Source organism: Nitrospira sp. Ecomares 2.1 (genome assembly GCF_965152585.1).
This window is the reverse complement of the sequence record NZ_OZ224219.1, coordinates 580,986-600,735: the sequence shown is the minus strand read 5'-3', so window position 1 is coordinate 600,735 and position 19,750 is coordinate 580,986. Positions and strand designations below refer to the sequence as shown.

Annotated in this window: 18 protein-coding genes and 1 pseudogene; all 19 read right to left on the bottom strand. The window is 47.0% G+C overall.

Translation table 11 applies throughout. The features are described from left to right. Nucleotides 1-37: 37 nt before the first annotated feature. The 19 genes and pseudogenes from rpsC to nusG all read right to left on the bottom strand — a co-directional run bounded on the left by rpsC (nucleotide 38) and on the right by nusG (nucleotide 19,745). On the bottom strand, nucleotides 38-703 hold the full coding sequence (rpsC, locus tag ACWHYD_RS02750; RefSeq protein WP_447964399.1) for a 30S ribosomal protein S3: 666 nt from the start codon (nucleotides 701-703) through the stop codon (nucleotides 38-40). A gap of 49 nt (nucleotides 704-752) precedes the next feature. Next, nucleotides 753-1,091, bottom strand: coding sequence for a 50S ribosomal protein L22 (rplV, locus tag ACWHYD_RS02745; RefSeq protein ID WP_447964398.1), 339 nt, complete (start codon nucleotides 1,089-1,091; stop codon nucleotides 753-755). Nucleotides 1,092-1,144: 53 nt separating this feature from the next. Next, complete coding sequence (gene rpsS, locus ACWHYD_RS02740) at nucleotides 1,145-1,432, bottom strand: 30S ribosomal protein S19 (protein ID WP_312646260.1); 288 nt, start codon at nucleotides 1,430-1,432, stop codon at nucleotides 1,145-1,147. Between the two features lie 15 nt (nucleotides 1,433-1,447). Next, the gene (gene rplB / locus ACWHYD_RS02735; RefSeq protein WP_447964397.1) at nucleotides 1,448-2,287 is read right to left on the bottom strand and encodes a 50S ribosomal protein L2; all 840 of its coding nucleotides are present in this window, start codon (nucleotides 2,285-2,287) and stop codon (nucleotides 1,448-1,450) included. A 43-nt stretch (nucleotides 2,288-2,330) separates the two neighbouring features. Continuing rightward, entirely contained in the window at nucleotides 2,331-2,618 is a 288-nt protein-coding gene (locus ACWHYD_RS02730) for a 50S ribosomal protein L23 (RefSeq protein WP_447964396.1), read from the bottom strand. Nucleotide 2,619: 1 nt separating this feature from the next. Further along, nucleotides 2,620-3,249, bottom strand: a complete 630-nt coding sequence (gene rplD, locus ACWHYD_RS02725) for a 50S ribosomal protein L4 (RefSeq protein WP_447964395.1) — start codon at nucleotides 3,247-3,249, stop codon at nucleotides 2,620-2,622. Next, nucleotides 3,249-3,866: a 50S ribosomal protein L3 gene (gene rplC / locus ACWHYD_RS02720; RefSeq protein ID WP_447964394.1), complete on the bottom strand. Its 618-nt coding sequence runs from the start codon at nucleotides 3,864-3,866 to the stop codon at nucleotides 3,249-3,251. The genes rplD and rplC overlap by 1 nt, the downstream gene beginning before the upstream one ends. 59 nt (nucleotides 3,867-3,925) lie before the next feature. Next, a complete protein-coding gene (gene rpsJ, locus ACWHYD_RS02715; protein ID WP_312646254.1) occupies nucleotides 3,926-4,237 on the bottom strand; it encodes a 30S ribosomal protein S10 in 312 nt (103 codons plus the stop codon). 35 nt (nucleotides 4,238-4,272) lie between these two features. Continuing rightward, the gene (tuf, locus tag ACWHYD_RS02710) at nucleotides 4,273-5,478 is read right to left on the bottom strand and encodes an elongation factor Tu (RefSeq protein ID WP_447964385.1); all 1,206 of its coding nucleotides are present in this window, start codon (nucleotides 5,476-5,478) and stop codon (nucleotides 4,273-4,275) included. A 55-nt stretch (nucleotides 5,479-5,533) separates the two neighbouring features. Then, on the bottom strand, nucleotides 5,534-7,615 hold the full coding sequence (fusA, locus tag ACWHYD_RS02705; RefSeq protein WP_447964393.1) for an elongation factor G: 2,082 nt from the start codon (nucleotides 7,613-7,615) through the stop codon (nucleotides 5,534-5,536). Between the two features lie 97 nt (nucleotides 7,616-7,712). Continuing rightward, nucleotides 7,713-8,183 carry a 30S ribosomal protein S7 gene (gene rpsG / locus ACWHYD_RS02700; RefSeq protein WP_312646252.1) on the bottom strand — a complete coding sequence of 157 codons (471 nt, stop codon included), beginning with the start codon at nucleotides 8,181-8,183 and terminating at the stop codon, nucleotides 7,713-7,715. Between the two features lie 63 nt (nucleotides 8,184-8,246). Continuing rightward, nucleotides 8,247-8,618 (bottom strand): 30S ribosomal protein S12, encoded by a 372-nt coding sequence (gene rpsL, locus ACWHYD_RS02695; protein ID WP_447964392.1) that lies wholly within the window; start codon nucleotides 8,616-8,618, stop codon nucleotides 8,247-8,249. 129 nt (nucleotides 8,619-8,747) lie between these two features. Then, nucleotides 8,748-12,902: a DNA-directed RNA polymerase subunit beta' gene (gene rpoC, locus ACWHYD_RS02690; protein ID WP_447964391.1), complete on the bottom strand. Its 4,155-nt coding sequence runs from the start codon at nucleotides 12,900-12,902 to the stop codon at nucleotides 8,748-8,750. Nucleotides 12,903-12,955: 53 nt separating this feature from the next. Further along, a complete protein-coding gene (gene rpoB / locus ACWHYD_RS02685) occupies nucleotides 12,956-16,921 on the bottom strand; it encodes a DNA-directed RNA polymerase subunit beta (RefSeq protein WP_447964390.1) in 3,966 nt (1,321 codons plus the stop codon). Between the two features lie 101 nt (nucleotides 16,922-17,022). Beyond that, entirely contained in the window at nucleotides 17,023-17,397 is a 375-nt protein-coding gene (rplL, locus tag ACWHYD_RS02680) for a 50S ribosomal protein L7/L12 (protein WP_447965812.1), read from the bottom strand. 54 nt (nucleotides 17,398-17,451) lie between these two features. Beyond that, nucleotides 17,452-17,958, bottom strand: a pseudogene (gene rplJ / locus ACWHYD_RS02675) (50S ribosomal protein L10); the annotation flags it as partial. A gap of 30 nt (nucleotides 17,959-17,988) precedes the next feature. Further along, nucleotides 17,989-18,681 (bottom strand): 50S ribosomal protein L1, encoded by a 693-nt coding sequence (gene rplA / locus ACWHYD_RS02670; RefSeq protein ID WP_447964389.1) that lies wholly within the window; start codon nucleotides 18,679-18,681, stop codon nucleotides 17,989-17,991. A 36-nt stretch (nucleotides 18,682-18,717) separates the two neighbouring features. After that, nucleotides 18,718-19,143: a 50S ribosomal protein L11 gene (gene rplK / locus ACWHYD_RS02665; protein ID WP_447964388.1), complete on the bottom strand. Its 426-nt coding sequence runs from the start codon at nucleotides 19,141-19,143 to the stop codon at nucleotides 18,718-18,720. Between the two features lie 65 nt (nucleotides 19,144-19,208). Continuing rightward, nucleotides 19,209-19,745, bottom strand: a complete 537-nt coding sequence (gene nusG, locus ACWHYD_RS02660) for a transcription termination/antitermination protein NusG (protein WP_447964387.1) — start codon at nucleotides 19,743-19,745, stop codon at nucleotides 19,209-19,211. Between the last annotated feature and the right edge of the window lie 5 nt (nucleotides 19,746-19,750).

Genomic DNA, 19,750 nt, shown 5'->3' with positions numbered 1-19,750 from the left:
CTTTCAATTACTCCAATCACTTAAATCTTTTAATCTTTTATAAAAAACCCAAGGAAGGCTCGGATTTTTCCAAAGAAGGAATCTGAGCATCCCCTTTATAAATCCAAGCCTTAACTCCTATTTGACCCATTGCGGTTTTTGCTTCTGCAAATCCATATTCCACGTCGGCCCTAAGAGTATGAAGGGGTACTCGACCCTCCCGATACCATTCCGTTCTGGCAATCTCATGTCCACCCAGGCGTCCAGCACAGTACACTTTAATTCCCAAAGCCCCAAGTCGAAGGGAAGATGCAACACTACGCTTCAATGCACGCCGAAAAGAGACACGCTTTTCCAATTGGGTAGCAATATTTTCCGCAACCAACTGCGCATCCAATTCCGGCTTTTTAATTTCCTTCACGTTTACGAAAACTTCATTGCCATATTCTTTTTCAAGCGTGGCCTTCAATTTATCAACTTCAGCGCCCTTCCTCCCTATGATAATTCCAGGACGGGCAGTATGAATAATTAATTTCAGCTGGTTACCTGACCGTTCAATCTCTACACTTGATATGCCGGCATGATACAATCGCTTTTTAACCACGTCCCTTATAGACAAATCTTGGTGAAGAAGCTTCGCATAGTCCTTTTTTGCATACCATCGCGAATGCCATGTACGGGTATAACCTAATCTGAATCCATACGGGTGCGTCTTTTGACCCATGTATTCCGTCTCCCCCTAACTCCCAAGTTTTGAATATAAAGGCACTTTATCAATTAGCTGGACATACAACGATCGTTATATGACTTGTTCGCTTATGAATAGGGTTAGCCCTTCCCATTGATCGCGGGCGAAACCGTTTGTAAATTTGAGCACCATCCACATAAGCCCTCGAAATTTTAAGATTTTCCGGGTCACCTAAATCTTTCTGCCCAGCGTTGGAAACTGCAGAAAAGAGCAATTGTTCAACCACCCTGGCAGCTGACCTTGGCGTATATTTCAATATGGCCAATGCTTCCGCCGCATTCCTTCCCCTCACCAAATCAACCATTAACCTTGCTTTACGTGGAGCCAGTCTTACATGTCGAAGAATTGCTTTAGCTTCAGTCATATCTTTATTCTACCTTCTCAAGTATTTCATGACTTCGGATTCGGTTAATTTCCCTACTTTAGCGCAACTGCCTTCTCACTCCTGGCATGCCCATGTCCTTTAAAAAATCTTGTTGGAGCGAATTCACCCAATTTATGGCCAACCATATTGTCGGTAATAAAAACCGGAATAAATTTTTTCCCATTATGGACCGCAAAAGTCAAACCGATCATATCCGGAATAATTGTCGAACGGCGAGACCAAGTTTTTATTACCTTGGACTCTCTCCCTTCCCTGGCCTTTTCTACTTTTTTAGCAATATGGTCATCGACAAATGGACCTTTATGAACTGACCTTGGCATCGATTCCCCCTTATATTAACGGGACTTTTTCTTTCTACCTGCAATGATAAAACGCGAGCTTTGATTTCGCGGCTTCCGAGTCTTAAAACCCTTGGTAGGCTGCCCCCACGGTGAAACGGGATGAGGATTACCTTGACCAGACTTACCCTCCCCACCGCCATGCGGATGGTCAACCGGATTCATCACTACCCCACGCTGATGAGGCTTACGTCCCAACCATCGTGACCTGCCGGCTTTGCCAATAGTTACGTTGTTATGGTCCGTATTTCCCACCTGGCCAATAGTTGCCATACATGTTCCGAGTATCTTTCTCATTTCACCAGACGTTAATCTAATCTGGACGTACCCTTCATCACGGCCCATTACCTGAGCAGAAGCCCCAGCACTTCTAGCCAACTGGGCACCCTTCCCTGGCTTCAATTCAACATTATGAACCACTATACCAAGCGGCATTTCCATAAGTGGCATCGCATTCCCAACCCTCACGTCAACTCCACTACCGGACTGGACTGAATCACCCACCTTTAAACCAAAAGGAGCCAAAATATAGCGCTTCTCTCCATCTGCATAATACAGCAGTGCAATTCGAGCGGAACGATTTGGGTCATACTCCAAACCGGCAACCTTACCGACAACCTTAAACTTGTCACGCTTGAAATCAATTTTCCGAAAAAGCCGCTTATGTCCACCACCCTTAAATCGGGATGTAATCCTCCCAGCGTTATTCCTTCCACCAGACTTAGAATTAGAGGTGGTCAAGGATTTCAGAGGCCTTTTACGCGACAACCCCTCACCCGTAACTGCCGACATTCCTCTTCGCCCAGGTGATGTTGGATTATATTCTTTTATTGGCATAACCTAATTCTCACCATTCATTAAATGAAACAAAGAAACCATACTAGGCGCTTTCATACAGTTCTATTTTTTCACCTTCTTTTAATGTGATGAAGGCCTTTCTCCAATCCGATCTTTTACCGGTAAAACGACCTTGTCGCTTCTTTTTGCCCTTAACATTCATCATATTCACAGAAGCGACCTTTACGCTAAAAACCTTCTCCACGGCTCTACGAACATCAATTCGCGTTGCCTGACGATGCACGGAGAATGCAATAGCGTTTTTTATTTCGCGTATTGCCGTGATTTTTTCTGTTAACAATGGACGTATCAAAACATCATGTGGATTCACGTTACACCCAAATTTCCTGGATTCGTTCTAGCTCTACTCTGGTTACTACCATTTTCTCACACCAAAGCACGTCATACACATTAAGGTCTTTGCCATGAAGGATCTTTAAATTTTTTACATTTTTCCCAAGACGAAAAAAATCGGCCAAACCATCATGGATAACTAAAAGGACTTTTCCACTTGCCCCAATATTTAATAACAATTTAACCAATTCACGTGTTTTCATTTCTGGCAGTGCCAGATCATCCAAAACTATCAATCCATCTCCAACCTTGGATGCAAGAGCCCCCTTCAGGGCCGCCCTATACATTTTTTTTGGCAGCGTGGAAGCATATGATCGTGGTTGCGGCCCAAAAACGGTCCCACCACCCCTCCAAATGGGAGAACGACTTGATCCAGACCTTGCTCTCCCCGTATGTTTCTGCTTCCAAGGTTTTTTACCACCACCCCTTACTTCGCCACGCCCGATTGTAGAAGCCGTACCCTGCCTTTTACTTGATTGCTGCATCACCACAGCCCGATGAACCAGCGAAGGATTGACAGTGGAACTGAAAACCCCATCAGTTAAGTCAACTTTATCTACAGGCCGAGCGTCTTGGCCTATTACGGGAAAAGCATCAATAGACTGCATTAGCCAACCTTCCTTACAATGACTACCCCTCCGACCGGACCAGGGACAGACCCGGTAATTAACAGGATATTTTCTTCTGACTTTATTCCGAAAACCTTCAAACCTCTAACCGTTATCTGCTTATTACCCATATGACCAGGTAGCTTTTTATTCTTTAACACCCTTGAAGGAAAGGAGCTTGATCCGATAGACCCAGGGGCTCGATGGAACATTGAACCATGGGACGCGGGACCACCAGCATAATTATGCCTTTTAATAACTCCCTGAAAACCCTTTCCCTTAGAAATCCCCTGGACATTAATTGGCTCACCTTCGGTAAATAAATTTACGTCAACCATGGAGCCAACCTCCGCATCCCCGGCAGAGTCAAATTCCCTTAAATGACGCCAAACCTTATTTCCTGCTTTTTTCAGGTGCCCCAACTGGGCCTTTGATTGCTTCCGCTCCGGGACCTCATCGAATCCTATTTGGACGGCTTCATAGCCATCTGTACTCTTTTTTTTGAGCTGAACAATTCCGCATGGACCCGCTTCAATAACCGTCACAGGGATAAGGCGCCGCTCCTCATCGAACACTTGAATCATTCCTAATTTTTTTCCTATCAACCCTTTAACCATAATTCAATAATTACCTAGATTAAGTTTACCGTAACTAAGGAAAGCCTTGACCACAAAAACTAAAGCTTAATTTCCACATCTACTCCGGCCGCCAGATTCAGCTTCATCAAAGCGTCCATAGTCTCAGGCGTTGGTTCCATAATGTCCAGCAACCGCTTATGAGTTCGGATTTCAAACTGCTCACGTGACTTTTTATCAACGTGAGTCGATCTCTGAACCGTCCACTTCTCAATCCTCGTAGGGAGAGGCACCGGTCCGGCAATGCGGGCTCCGCTCCGACGAACAGTATCAACAATCTCACGAAGAGATTGATCCAACACCCTATAGTCAAAACCTTTTAAGCGTATTCGTATTCTGCGGTCTCGATCCACAAAAACCTACCCTTTCCACTAACACCAGTATGTTCTTACGCGACGATTTCCGTGACCACCCCGGCTCCCACCGTTCGGCCCCCTTCTCGCACTGCAAATCGTACCCCTTGCTCCATGGCAATCGGGGAGATCAATTCCCCCTCAAACGACACATTATCCCCCGGCATCACCATCTCCACCCCCGGGTTTAATTGCACCACCCCCGTGACATCCGTCGTCCGGAAGTAAAACTGCGGACGATACCCATTAAAAAACGGCGTATGCCGCCCGCCCTCATCCTTCGTCAAAATATACACTTCCGCTTTGAATTTCGTATGCGGCGTAATACTCTTCGGCTTGGCTAACACCATACCCCGCTCCACATCCTCTTTCTTCGTACCCCGCAACAGCGCCCCAATATTGTCACCCGCCTGCCCCTCATCCAACACCTTCCGGAACATTTCCACGCCCGTGACAATCGTCGTCTGCGTCGGCCTCAGCCCCACAATCTCAATTTCATCCCCCACCTTGACCACCCCGCGCTCCACCCGGCCCGTCACCACCGTCCCCCGACCGCTAATCGTAAAGACATCTTCAATCGGCATGAGAAACGGCTTGTCAATGGCCCGCTGCGGGGTCGGGATATAGCTATCGACGGCCTCCAATAAGCGCATAATCGACGGGACCCCCACTTCACTCTGATCCCCCTCAATCGCCTTGATCGCGGACCCAATGACCACCGGCACATCATCGCCCGGGAAGCCATACTTCGTGAGCAACTCCCGCACTTCCAATTCCACCAACTCCAACAACTCTTTATCTTCAACCTTGTCCGCTTTATTCAAAAAGACCACAATAAAGGGCACCCCGACCTGCCGCGCCAACAAAATATGCTCCCGCGTTTGCGGCATCGGCCCATCAGCGGCACTCACCACCAAAATCGCGCCGTCCATCTGCGCCGCCCCCGTAATCATATTCTTCACATAATCCGCATGCCCCGGGCAGTCGACGTGCGCATAATGCCGATTATCCGTTTCATATTCCACATGGGAGATGGCAATGGTCAGAATTTTGGTCGGATCCCGTCGCCCCTGGCTCTCACTCGCCTTGGCCACCTCATCATAGGGAATAAATTTGGCCTTCCCCGTATCGCCCATCACCTTCGTCAAGGCCGAGGTCAATGTCGTCTTGCCATGGTCGACATGCCCGATCGTTCCCACATTGACATGCGGCTTCTTCCGCTCAAACTTCGCCTTCGCCATGCCCTACCTCCTCTTGAAATCCTTACCGTACCGAGTTAGAAAATTTACGAGGATACTACTCCCCTTGATTCTTTTTTATGATTTGTTGAGCCATGAGCTTTGGCACCACTTCATAAGACTCAAATTCCATACTATACGTCGCACGCCCCTGAGTCTTTGAACGTAAATCTGTGGAATAACCAAACATCTCACTCAAAGGAACCTCAGCATCGACAATTTGAGAGGTCCCTCTTGCCCGCATCCCATGAATTTTTCCCCGCCGACTATTTAAATCACCTATCACATCCCCCATAAAATCTTGAGGAACAAGCACCTCAACCTTCATGACCGGTTCCAATAAAACCAAATCGGCCTTCTGGCAAGCACTCACCAACGCCATTGACCCCGCAATCTTAAAAGCCATCTCACTCGAATCCACCTCATGAAAAGACCCGTCAAATAAAGTCACCTTAAGGTCACGAAGGGGGTACCCAGCAAGAATTCCACTCTCCATACGCTCACGAACCCCTTTTTCAACCGGAGCGATATATTCCCTTGGAACCGTACCTCCAACAATTTTATTGACGAACTCCAACCCTACGCCAGACTCAGCGGGCTCAACCCTCAACCACACATGGCCATACTGACCACGACCACCGGTCTGCTTTACATATTTCCCCTCAGCCTCAGCTCTTCCCTTAATAGTTTCGCGATAAGCTACCTGAGGCTTTCCTACATTCGCCTGCACCTTAAATTCCCGAAGGAGCCGATCCACAATGATCTCAAGATGCAATTCGCCCATTCCAGAAATGATTGTTTGGCCCGTCTCATCATCAGATTTAACTTGAAAAGAAGGATCTTCCTGAGCAAGCTTTTCCAAGGAATAGCCCAATTTATCCATATCTTGCTTGGTTTTTGGCTCAACCGCTAATGAAATAACCGGCTCAGGAAATTTTATAACTTCCAGCAATATCTGATGCTTCTCATCACAAAGCGTATCACCCGTTCGAGTATCCTTGAGTCCCACAGCTGCAGCAATATCACCAGCAGAGACTTCCTCAATCTCCTCTCGCTTATTAGCATGCATTTTCAACAATCGCCCTACTCGTTCTTTTTTCCCCTTTGCGACGTTGTAAACATAAGATCCAGCGGTTAATTTCCCTGAATATACCCTGAAATACGTCAATTGACCGGAAAAAGGATCAGACATTATCTTAAATGCCAACGCAGCAAATGGCTCACTATCTTGAGGTTTCCGAGTGATTTCCCCTTCAGTATGAGGATCAATCCCCACCACCGGAGGAAGATCAACCGGCGAAGGAAGATAATCCACCACACCATCGAGTAACGGCTGAACACCTTTATTTTTAAATGCCGACCCACAAAAAACCGGATTAATTTTCAACCCTATCGTCCCAGCCCGGATCACCCGCTTAACTTCATCTACCCCAAGCACCTCTCCAGCCAAATACCGCTCCATCACCACTTCATCAAACTCTACAACGGCATCCAATAATTTCTCGCGGTACTCTTTCGCCACCCCCATAAATTCATCAGGAATTTCTTGAACGGAATAGGCAGCCCCAAGAGTCTCATCATCAAAAACCAACGCCTTCATAACCAGAAGGTCAATTACCCCCCGCAATCCATCCTCACTTCCCAAAGGCAATTGCACAGGAACAGGCTTGGCCCCAAGCCGGTCAACCAAAGACTTTACGCTTGCAAAAAAATCAGCCCCCACTCGATCCATCTTATTCATAAACACAATTCGTGGGACGCGATACTTATCTGCCTGCCGCCACACGGTCTCGGATTGCGGCTCCACACCCTGAACCGAATCAAAAACAGCTATAGCCCCATCGAGCACTCGAAGCGACCGCTCCACCTCAATCGTGAAATCCACATGACCAGGGGTATCAATAATGTTAATCCGACTTTCTTTCCAGAAACAGGTGGTAGCAGCAGAGGTAATCGTAATCCCCCTCTCCCGCTCCTGCTCCATCCAATCCATCGTTGCCGCACCCTCATGGACCTCACCAATTTTATGAGAAACCCCGGTGTAATAGAGGACCCGCTCCGTTGTCGTAGTCTTCCCGGCATCAATATGGGCCATAATCCCAATATTCCGAGTTCGACTTAAAATAAAATCTGCAGACACAAATCCCTCACACAAAAAAATGCCGCCAAGGGCTCATTCAATTAAGATTAAACAGAGAATTAAACCATCTACCCAAGAAAACACCAAAGAATGAAACCTACCACCGGTAATGGGCAAACGCTCTATTCGCCTCAGCCATCCGGTGCGTCTCATCCCGCTTCTTTACCGCCGAACCATTATTATTCGCAGCATCCATGAGCTCTGCCGCTAATTTTTCCCTCATACTCTTGCCGCTTCTCGCCAGAGCACTTTGCTTAATCCACCTCAAAGCCAACGCCACCTGCCGCACAGGACGGATTTCAACCGGCACCTGATAAGATGCCCCACCAACCCGCCTCGACTTCACCTCAACCATCGGCTTGACATTCCCAAGGGCAGCATGGAATACCTTAAGAGGCTCATCTCCCGTCTTATCCCTGACAATATCAAAGGCACCATAACAAACCCTTTCAGCCGTACTCTTCTTTCCGTCCTGAAGGAGAATATTTAAAAACCTCCCAACAACCTGGTCTTTATACCTGGCATCCTGCACTACCTTTTGACGAAGAACGAGTGGCCTACGTGGCATTTTTTCCCCTAAAAAATTAGCGAGTTTTAAATTGAATAAGCGAAGGTGAAAGCGCGAAGCCTACTACTTGGGACGCTTTGCTCCATACTTTGATCGCCCCTGCTTCCGATTAGCAACCCCGACGGCATCCAACGCCCCACGGATCATGTGATATCTGACACCAGGAAGGTCCTTCACCCTACCACCCCTGACCAAAACGATAGAATGCTCCTGAAGATTATGCCCCATACCAGGTATATATGCCGTCACCTCAAGCCCAGTCGTTAACCGAACCCTCGCCACCTTTCTTAATGCCGAATTTGGCTTCTTAGGCGTGGTAGTATATACACGAAGGCACACACCCCTTCTCTGAGGGCATTGATTTAAAGCCGAACTCTTACTTTTTATTTTAATTGCCTTACGGCCGACTCTTATCAATTGGTTTACTGTTGGCATTTTAATTCCAATTACATCTTAATTTTGAGAAATTTAACTTGCAAAAATCATTGAGGCGAACCTGATGATCTTATAGATTCATTTTCATTATGTCAAGATCATTTTTACTCATAAAATAAACAATTAAATTCATTTATCACTTAACGAATGAACTTTATTTAAACCTTGTTGATCCTCTGATGACAGCGCCACCTCTTCCGTTCGCTTGGGGACAAAAGTTTCGCGGTACGCCCCCCATCCCGTTCCAGCCGGAATCAACCTGCCCACTATCACATTCTCCTTCAACCCACGCAAATCATCTGTACGTCCATTAATAGCTGCCTCCGTCAGAACCCTTGTTGTTTCCTGGAAAGAGGCACCAGAAATAAAGCTGTCAGTACTCAGAGAGGCTTTCGTGATTCCCAACAAGACAGGCTTACCTAATGCCGGCTGTCCACCCTCAGAAAGGACCCTCTCATTCTCATCATCAAAAACAGATTTATTGACCTGAGTGCCAGGCAAGAAGGAACTATCGCCAGCATCTTCAATCCTCACTTTTTTCAGCATTTGCCGGGTGATGACCTCAATGTGCTTATCATTAATCACCACTCCCTGTAGGCGATAAACCTCCTGCACTTCATCAACCAAATACTTTTGCAATTCTCTTGGTCCCAAGACGCTTAGAATATCATGCGGATTAGCAGATCCATCCATTAAAGGCTCCCCAGCTCTTACCCAATCCCCTTCATGGACATTGACGTGTCGACCACGTGGAATAAAGTATTCTTTTACATCACCAATCTTATTATCCACAACAACCTTCCGCAGGCCTTTCACAAAACCACCAAAAGACACCTCTCCATCAATTTCCGTGACTACGGCATGCTCCTTGGGCTTTCTTGCTTCAAACAATTCGGCAACTCGGGGCAACCCTCCGGTAATATCTTTTGTCTTAGTGGTTTCTCTTGGAATTTTTGCCAACACATCACCTGGAAATACAGACGAGCCTTTTTCCACAAAAATATGAGCTCCCACCGGCAGGAGGTATCGGGCAGGCGATCCGGAAGAAAGTTTTGCGGTCTTCCCTGATTCGTCCTTAACAGATAAGCGTGGACGCAAATTGGTCCCCGCTTGCTCGATGACCACACGACGGGATAAACCCGTGACCTCATCCACTTCTTCTTTCATGGTGACTCCTTCGGCAATATCACCGAAAGCCACTCTTCCCCCCACTTCAGTCAGAATTGTGAGTGAATATGGATCCCACTCCACAAACTTCTGCCCAATTTCGACTTTTCCTCCATCAGGGACCTTTATCTTACCCCCATACACAACAGGATATTTTTCACGCTCACGGCCAGTTTCATCAATTACCGCAACCTTGCCATTTCTTACCATGACGACCCAATCTCCTTGTCGGGTTTTCACCGCCATGCTGGGATTGTAAAAATCCGCATTTTTCTTTGCGTCAAAGCTTAAAAATTTGATCGTGCCGTCATGCTTCGATGCTAGAACAGTTTGCTCCACAACCTTACTGGCCGTGCCTCCAATATGGAAGGTCCGCATCGTCAACTGAGTACCTGGTTCTCCGATGGATTGAGCGGCGATAACCCCAACAGGCTCACCCATTTCTACAAGCCGACCGCGCGCCAAATCCCTACCGTAACATTTAGCACATACCCCCCATCTGGATTGGCACGTGAGAACCGACCGAATTTTTACGTGATCAATTCCTGCTTCAACAATGGTCTTACAAAGCTCTTCCTCTAACTCTTCATGAGCCTTAACAATGACTTCCTGCGTGACAGGGTCGAGCAGATCCTCAGCGGTCAACCGACCAAGGATGCGTTCATCCAGGGATTGAATCACTTCTCCTCCCTCTACCAAGGCCGAAACAATGATTCCGTCCGTTGTAAAACAATCAGGCTCACTGATAATCACATCCTGAGCCGCGTCGACAAGGCGCCTAGTGAGGTATCCGGAATTTGCCGTCTTGAGTGCCGTATCGGCCAACCCTTTGCGTGCCCCATGAGTCGAAATAAAATACTGCAGAACAGTGAGACCCTCTCGGAAATTAGCGGTAATAGGGGTTTCAATAATTTCCCCTGAAGGCTTGGCCATAAGACCGCGCATTCCGCCCAATTGGCGAATTTGCTGCGAACTTCCCCTGGCGCCTGAATCCGCCATCATATAAATAGGATTAAGGCCTTCTGCTGCACCTCGCCCGCCTCCCTCTTTAATTTCCTTCATCATTTCAATTGCGACTTCTTCCCCAACATGCGCCCATATATCGATAACCTTATTGTAGCGCTCCCCATTTGTAATCAAGCCTTCACTGTATTGCTCATGAACTTGATAAACATCTCCCTTTGCCCGCTCGATCAATTCCTTTTTTCGAGAAGGAATATGCATATTGTCTATACAAATAGAAACCCCAGCTTTTGTGGCATAAGAGAATCCTAAATCCTTCAATTTATCAAGCATGACGACCACTTCATGTAAGCCGGTTTTGCGATAAACACGATCAACCAATTTCGTCAGCTCTTTTTTTGTCATAAGCTGATTCACATGTGAAAATGGCATACTGGTTGGCAGCACTTCCGAAAGAATAACTCGCCCAACCGTGGTATCGATCATATCTCCATCGATTCGCACTTTCACTCTCGCCTGCTCTTCTACTTCCTGCGAATCATAGGCAATCCGGACTTCTTCTGCGGACGAAAAAATTTTCCCTTCGCCACGGGCACCATCACGATCCTTCGTCAGCCAATAGCACCCTAACACCATGTCCTGGGATGGAATGGACAAGGGTCGGCCATTTGCAGGTGAAAGGACATTATTGGCAGCCATCATTAATACCCGACTTTCAATTTGGGCTTCCACCGAAAGCGGAACGTGGACAGCCATTTGATCCCCGTCAAAGTCTGCATTAAAGGCCGCACAGACTAACGGATGAAGACGAATAGCCTTACCTTCAACCAAAATAGGGTCAAAGGCTTGAATCCCTAGTCGATGAAGCGTTGGAGCACGATTCAACATGACCGGATGCTCCCGAATTACCTCATCAAGAACATCCCAGACTTCTGGACGCTCCTTCTCAACCAATCGCTTGGCACTTTTGATTGTGGTCGCCGCACCACGTTCTTCCAATTTATGAAAAATAAACGGCTTAAATAATTCTAGAGCCATCTTTTTAGGCAATCCGCATTGGTTAAGCCGCAATTCAGGACCAACCACAATCACCGAGCGTCCAGAGTAATCCACCCGTTTCCCCAGGAGATTCTGCCTAAATCGACCCTGTTTTCCTTTAAGCATATCGCTCAAGGATTTCAAAGGACGCTTATTGGCACCACGAATAACCCGACCCCGACGGCCGTTATCAAACAACGCGTCGACCGCCTCCTGAAGCATACGCATCTCATTGCGGATAATGACACCAGGGGCCTTCAATTCCACCAATCGCTTAAGACGGTTATTGCGGTTTATCACTCGTCGGTAGAGGTCATTAAGATCCGACGTTGCGAACCGGCCACCATCTAAGGGCACCAGAGGGCGAAGCTCAGGCGGCAACACAGGAATGGCATCCATAATCATCCATTCCGGATTATTTCCAGACTTATGAAATGCCTCAATGACCTTCAAACGTTTCGTCAGTTTTTTTCCTACAGCCGCGGATGTCGTACTTTTAATCTTGACATGGCGCTCATCCCACAAAGCATTTATATCTACTTTGCGCAATAATTCACGAATAGCTTCAGCCCCAATACCCACTTTAAATGAATTGGCCCCATACTCCTCAACACATTCCCGATATCTTTCCTCAGTCAGGAGCTCCCGTTCTTTCAAATTCGTATTACCAGGATCCAAGACCACGTAGGCCTCAAAATACAGAATCTTTTCCAGCTGCTTTAAACTCATATCCAAAAGGATCCCAATTCGGCTTGGCACACCCTTGAGAAACCAAATATGGGCTACAGGAGCAGCCAATTCGATATGGCCCATCCTCTCACGTCGAACTTTTGACTGAATGACTTCCACGCCGCATTTATCACATACAATACCGCGATGCTTCATTCGCTTGTATTTACCGCAATTACATTCCCAATCTTTTGTTGGTCCAAATATTTTTGCGCAAAACAACCCATCCCGCTCAGGCTTAAAGGACCGATAGTTGATTGTCTCAGGCTTTTTTACCTCACCGTAGGACCACGAGCGAATTTTCTCAGGCGAGGCGATACGAATCCGCATGGCATCAAACGAAACTGCATCACGAGGTTTTTCAAAAAGCGAATAGATACTGTCCAAGTTCGTTCCTCCGATTATGTTGAATGATGGGATTGCAGAATCAGACTACCCGTCTAATCAGCAGATTTGATCAGCTCCACATCCAACCCCAAACTCTGCAACTCCTTTACTAACACATTAAAGGACTCCGGAAGACCAGGCTCAAGGAAGTTTTCTCCCTTCACGATCGCTTCATACATTCGTGACCGTCCAGGTACGTCATCCGATTTTACCGTCAAAAATTCCTGCAAGGTGGAAGCGGCCCCATACGCCTGAAGAGCCCAGACCTCCATTTCTCCTAAGCGTTGACCACCAAATTGAGCCTTTCCTCCAAGCGGTTGCTGGGTAACCAAAGAATACGGCCCTATTGAGCGAGCGTGAATCTTATCGTCCACCAAATGGTGGAGTTTCAACATATACATGTATCCTACCGTGACAGGACTTTTAAATGGCTCTCCTGTCCGGCCATCATAAACAACCGACTGGCCTGATTCCGGGAGCTCTGCTTTTTTCAGTAACTCCTTAATCTCCCTTTCCGATGCCCCATCGAAAACAGGGGTCTCAACCTGAATCCCTAAAGCCTTGGCCGCCCATCCCAAATGGGTCTCAAGAATTTGTCCTACATTCATTCGTGAAGGAACACCAAGCGGATTCAGGACAATTTGAACAGGGGTTCCATCCGGGAGATACGGCATATCTTCTTCCGCCATAATTCTGGAAACGACGCCCTTATTTCCATGGCGACCGGCCATTTTATCGCCAACGGCAATTTTTCTCTTGATCGCTAAATACACCTTTACAAGCTTAATGACTCCGGGAGGCAATTCATCGCCACGTCGAAGACGACCAACCTTTTCATCGTATTGCGTCTGCAAGATTTCTATTTGGTCTTTGGCTTCCCGCTCAATTTCATCAAGTTTTTTCTGTTCTTCCGCGTCAGCCAGTATCACCCTACGCGCATCATCATCAGACAATTTACGAAGGACTTCAGCCGTAATTCGCCCCTTTTTCTTTAGAATCACTTCTCCACTATCAGGATCCATTAAATCCCTACCGACAAATTGCCCAAGCAAAAGCTTTCGAATCTTACGATTTCGCTCTTCTTCGATAATTCGCAATTCTTCCTGATAGTCCCGCTCAACTTTGACGCGATCGTCCGTCTCGATTGTCCGAGACCGTTCATCTTTATCTACGCCTTTTCGCGAGAAAATCTTGACGTCCACAACAATACCTTCAATGCCTGGTGGTACCTGAAGCGAAGTATCCTTCACGTCCCCGGCCTTTTCCCCGAAAATCGCACGCAACAATTTTTCCTCCGGGGTCAACTGCGTCTCCCCTTTGGGAGTGACTTTCCCAACAAGAATATCGCCAGGCTTGACTTCTGCACCTATTCGCACGATTCCACTTTCATCCAAATTTCGAAGGGCCTCTTCCCCTAAATTAGGAATATCCCGAGTAATTTCTTCTTTTCCTAACTTCGTATCACGTGCCTCTACTTCGAACTCTTCGATATGGATAGAAGTAAACACATCCTCTTTAACCATTTTTTCACTTAAAAGAATAGCATCCTCATAGTTGTAGCCACCCCATGGCATAAAGGCGACGAGCACATTTTTTCCCAACGCCAATTCTCCGCGATCCATCGCTGGACCATCCGCTAGCACTTGACCTTGCTTGACCGGCTGCCCGATTCGAACAATGGGGGTTTGGGTGATACACGTATTTTGGTTCGTCCGTTGAAATTTAATCAAATCATAGGTATCCAGAATTCGGGAACCTTTTTTCTTGTCATCCTTTTCCTTGAGTCCGGTTCTTACAACAATTCTTCTCGCATCTACCGACTCTACAATCCCATCTCGTTGAGCAATAGCTAAATATCCAGAATCTCTTGCTACGACAGCTTCCATGCCCGTTCCGACCAAAGGTGCTTCACTCTTAATTGTGGGGACTGCCTGGCGTTGCATATTCGAACCCATAAGCGCCCGGTTGGCGTCATCATGCTCAAGGAATGGAATTAACGCAGTCGCCACACTGACCACCTGCTTAGGAGAAACATCGAGATAGTCCACCTTATCGGGGGTCGTGGTCACAAATTCCCCTGCTTCTCTGGCCGTAATCGTTTCAGACGTGAGCGTCCCATCCTTATCCATCACTGAATTGGCTTGAGCGATAACAACCTGATCCCCATCCAATGGCGACAGGAATTCAACGTCATCGGTTACCCGACCTTTTTTAACTTTCCGAAATGGAGCTTCAATAAATCCAAACTCATTAATCCGAGCGTACGTAGCTAATGACGTAATTAACCCAATATTCGGTCCTTCTGGAGTTTCAATAGGACAAATACGACTATAATGAGACGGATGAACGTCCCGCACCTCAAAACCTGCTCGCTCCCTTGTCAAACCACCAGGCCCCAAAGCAGACAGTCTTCGTTTATGAGTGATCTCTGCCAACGGGTTAGTTTGGTCCATAAACTGCGACAACTGACTCCCGGCAAAAAATTCCTTAATGGCACCGACTATAGGCTTGGCATTGATCAGGTCATGAGGCAGCACGGTTTCCATGTCCAACAGATTCATTCGCTCTTTAATGCTTCGCTCCATTCTTGCCAGACCAATACGGATTTGATTTTCCAACAACTCACCAACCGAACGAACACGCCGATTTCCTAGATGGTCAATATCATCAACTGCACCCTTTCCGGCCTTCAGATCCACTAAACATCTCACCACCTCGACAATATCTTGGGCGGATAGCGTCCTTTGCTCCATTGACAAATCAAGGTTAAATCGTTTGTTCATTTTCAAACGACCAACAGGGGAAAGGTCATAACGCTTGGGATTCAGAAAAAGATTTTCAAACAATAACTTTGCCGACTCAATGGATGGCATCTCCCCAGGCCGAAGGCGTTTATAAATTTCAACCCAGGCTTCTTCCTTTGAATTGGTCCGCTCGGCCTCCAAGGTATCCAGAATGACAGGACTGGTGGTAGGGCTATCCAGGTAAATAACTTTAAATCCTTCAACTCCGCTTTCCAGAATTCGCTCCAACACGGGTGCCGTGAGTCGTTGATTTTTTTCTAAAATTACCTCCTGAGTGCCAGGATCCACCAGTTCGGTTAAGACGGCTCGACCAACCAAATCTTCTTGCTTTATAGGAATTTCTTTTATTCCAGCCGATCGGATACGCCCCATGAGCGTCTTATTGAGCTTGGCACCTTCTTTGACTAATAGTTCCCCTGACCCCTTCTCGAAGAGGTCCGAAGAAGATCTCAATCCTGCATGAATGTCGGGATCAAGCTTGCGGAGCAAGGCACCATTATCGACGCGCACCTCCTCTACCGGATAATACATCTTAAGAAGATCATCCGTGCTAAAACCAAAACCCTTTAATAAAATTGTCGCCGGCATTTTCCTGCGGCGGTCAATTCGTACATACAAAATATCTTTGGCATCATATTCAAAATCAAGCCACGATCCCCGATAAGGGATAATCCGACCAGAAAACAAGACTTTGCCACTTGAATGCGTCCGGCCCTTATCATGGCCGAATGAAGGACCTGGAGATCGATGCAATTGACTAACTGCCACCCTCTCCGTGCCATTCACCATAAATGTGCCGCGATCAGTCATCAAAGGAAGCTCCCCGACATAGACTTCCTGCTCCCTCACATCCAACACCCTGTTTTTCACACTTTTATCTTGTTGATCGAAAACAACCAGGCGCACACGAAGCTTTAAGGGTGCGGCAAAGGTCATTCCCTGCTCAATACATTCCCTCGTGTCATACTTTGGAGTTCCCAAAGAATAGCTGGAAAATTCTAAAATGGCCGAATTGTTATAATCCATAATGGGAAACACACTTTTAAACGCTGCATGCAATCCCTTGTCCTCACGACGATCCGGCAATGTTTCCGCTTGCAAAAATTCCTCATAGGATCGGCGCTGCACTTCAACCAAATCCGGAATTTCAATATGTGAGCGAATTTTTGAAAAGCTATGTCGCTGAACACTGCCCTCAAAGGCTGGTTGTCCCATTCCTGTCTCCTTAAGGATTAACGGCCACTTCAGCTTCCTGCTGGCCCTCGAAACTTCCTAAGTCTCCACACCGAGTCCTCAAAATGAGGAAAACACTACCACTACTTTACTTCTACAGTTGCACCAACATCTTGAAGCTTTTTCTTAATATTCTCAGACTCCTCTTTAGACACGCCCTCCTTCACCGCCTTCGGGGCCGCTTCGACGAGGTCCTTAGCTTCCTTCAAGCCCAACCCAGTAATCTCTCGCACCACCTTGATGACTTGAATCTTTTTATCCGCTGGAGCAGAACCTAGGACTACTGTAAACTCCGTCTGCTCTTCGGCGGCTGGAGCCGCTGCGCCAACTGCAGCAGCCATCACACCAACTGGCGCCGCTGCCGTCACACCGAACCGATCCTCCAGACCCTTAACAAGATCCGACAATTCAAGGACACTCATGCCCTCTATAACCTTAATGAAATCTTCTTTTGACATCTTAGTCTCCGTTGCGCTCATCTCCCCTTCTCCTTTCTGAGTTTTGTTTTCTTGTATTGCGGCTAATACCGCAACAATACTTCTTACAATTTGACCTAATACCCCGACAAAACCTCGAATTGGCCCTTGGAAGGCCGACAACAACATCGACAACAATTCTGTTTTTGACGGCAAATCTGCCACAGCCGAGATACGAGCCGGATCCAACTCGACTCCGTCTAAAATCGCTGCCTTGAGGAGCAATTTCTCCTCACATTTTTCGCTTTTAATAAAGTCACGTATAACTTTTGCGGGCAAAACCGGATCATCATATCCAATAACCAATGCCGATTGCCCTCTAAAGAAGGGTTGTAACGGCAGAAGTCCTGTTCCCCCAATAGCCCTTACGGCAAGCGTATTCTTTACCACCTGAAAGTTTGACTTCGCCTGCCGAAGTTGTTTTCGCAAATCATTAATTTTATTCACGGGCATACCTGCGCATTCCGTTACAATGGCAATCCGCGCTCGGGCGAATTGTTCATGCATGACTGCCACAGCTTCATTTTTATCAGTTTTTTTCATACCTCGAACTCACCTGCTGAGATTAAAGTTTCAACTGACCTGCTTTGCAATCGCGACTCCGTCAAGATGGATTCCTGGTCCCATCGTGCTGGATAATGTCGCACTTTTCACATACTTACCTTTACTGGAAGAGGGCTTAGCCTTCATGATGGAATCAAAAACCGACTGAGCATTTTCTCTAATTTGTTGACCCTGAAAAGACACTTTTCCAACAGGAACATGAATGTTGCCGGCCTTATCCACCTTATACTCAACACGCCCCCTCCTGATCTCCTGAATGGCTTTCCCAACTTCAAAGGTCACCGTTCCAGTTTTGGGATTTGGCATTAACCCTCGTGGGCCCAAAACTTTCCCCATTCTTCCAACAGCACCCATCATGTCCGGGGTCGCAATCATGGAGTCAAAATCAAGCCATCCATCTTGAATTTTCTGCAAAAGGTCATCACTCCCCACAAAATCGGCCCCCGCTTCCCTGGCCTCCTGCTCTTTTTCTCCCTTTGCAATCACTAAAATTCGGACCTTTTTCCCCGTTCCGTGAGGAAGGACCGTGGTCCCGCGAACCATCTGATCCGCGCGCTTGGGATCTACCCCAAGGCAAAGTGACAGCTCTACTGTTTCATCAAATTTGGCAAAAGCAGCCTGCTTAACCAGGTCACTCGCCTCCTCCAACGAATACAGGGCCTTTGTTACCTTCCCTAAAGCCGATTCAAATTTCTTTCCCACGGCGCATACCCTCTGTTAAAAGCCTCACAATATTATTTACCCCTCAACCGTAATGCCCATACTTCTCGCAGTTCCTGCAATCACATTCATCGCAGCTGGAATATCACCGGCATTTAAATCTTCTACTTTCAACTTAGCAATGTCCTCTAGCTGTGCCATAGTGATTGTCCCAACTTTATTTTTATGCGGAATCCCTGAACCCTTTATGATACCGGCAGCCTTCTTCAGTAAATCTGATGCCGGAGGAGTCTTGGTCACGAAGCTAAAACTTCTATCCTTATAAACAGAAATGACCACAGGGATAATGCTTCCCTCCTGCTTCTGAGTCCTAGCATTAAACTGTTTACAAAACTCCATAATGTTTACTCCATGTTGCCCCAAAGAAGGCCCAACAGGAGGAGCAGGATTGGCTTTTCCAGCCGGAATCTGCAATTTAATTTGACTAGTTACTTCTTTGGCCATGCCTTCACCTACCTTGCATCGACTTGCGTAATACTTAAAAGTAAAAAGGAAAACTCCCCTTGTTTCTAAACCCGCTCAACTTGAGCAAACGCCAACTCCACCGGGGTTGATCGACCAAAAATACTGACTAGCGCCTTTACCCGACCATGATCCTGATCAACCTCATCCACTAATCCATTGAATCCCAAGAATGGGCCATCCACAATTCTGACATTGTCCCCTTTTGAAAAATTCGCCAATTCCCTCGGAGCCGTCACGCCAGACTCCAACTGCTTTAAAAGCGTGGACACCTCCTCTGGATCAAGCGGGATTGGCCTGGCTCCCCCTCCAATAAAACCGGTCACCTTGGGGGTCTCTTTAATCATAGCCACAACCTCATCCCCAAGCGGACCGTTCGCTTCAAGGAGAACATACCCGGGAAAGAATTTTCGTTTGGAGGCCCGGCGTTTTCCTTCTTTAAATTCCACTACATCCTCCGTAGGAACAAGGACTTGCGCCACCGAATCCGCCATACCCAATTGATTCGCCCGCTCGACTATTCCAGCTCGAACTCGCCCCTCATATCCCGCATAGGTGTGAATGACATACCAATGACTCGACATGAATT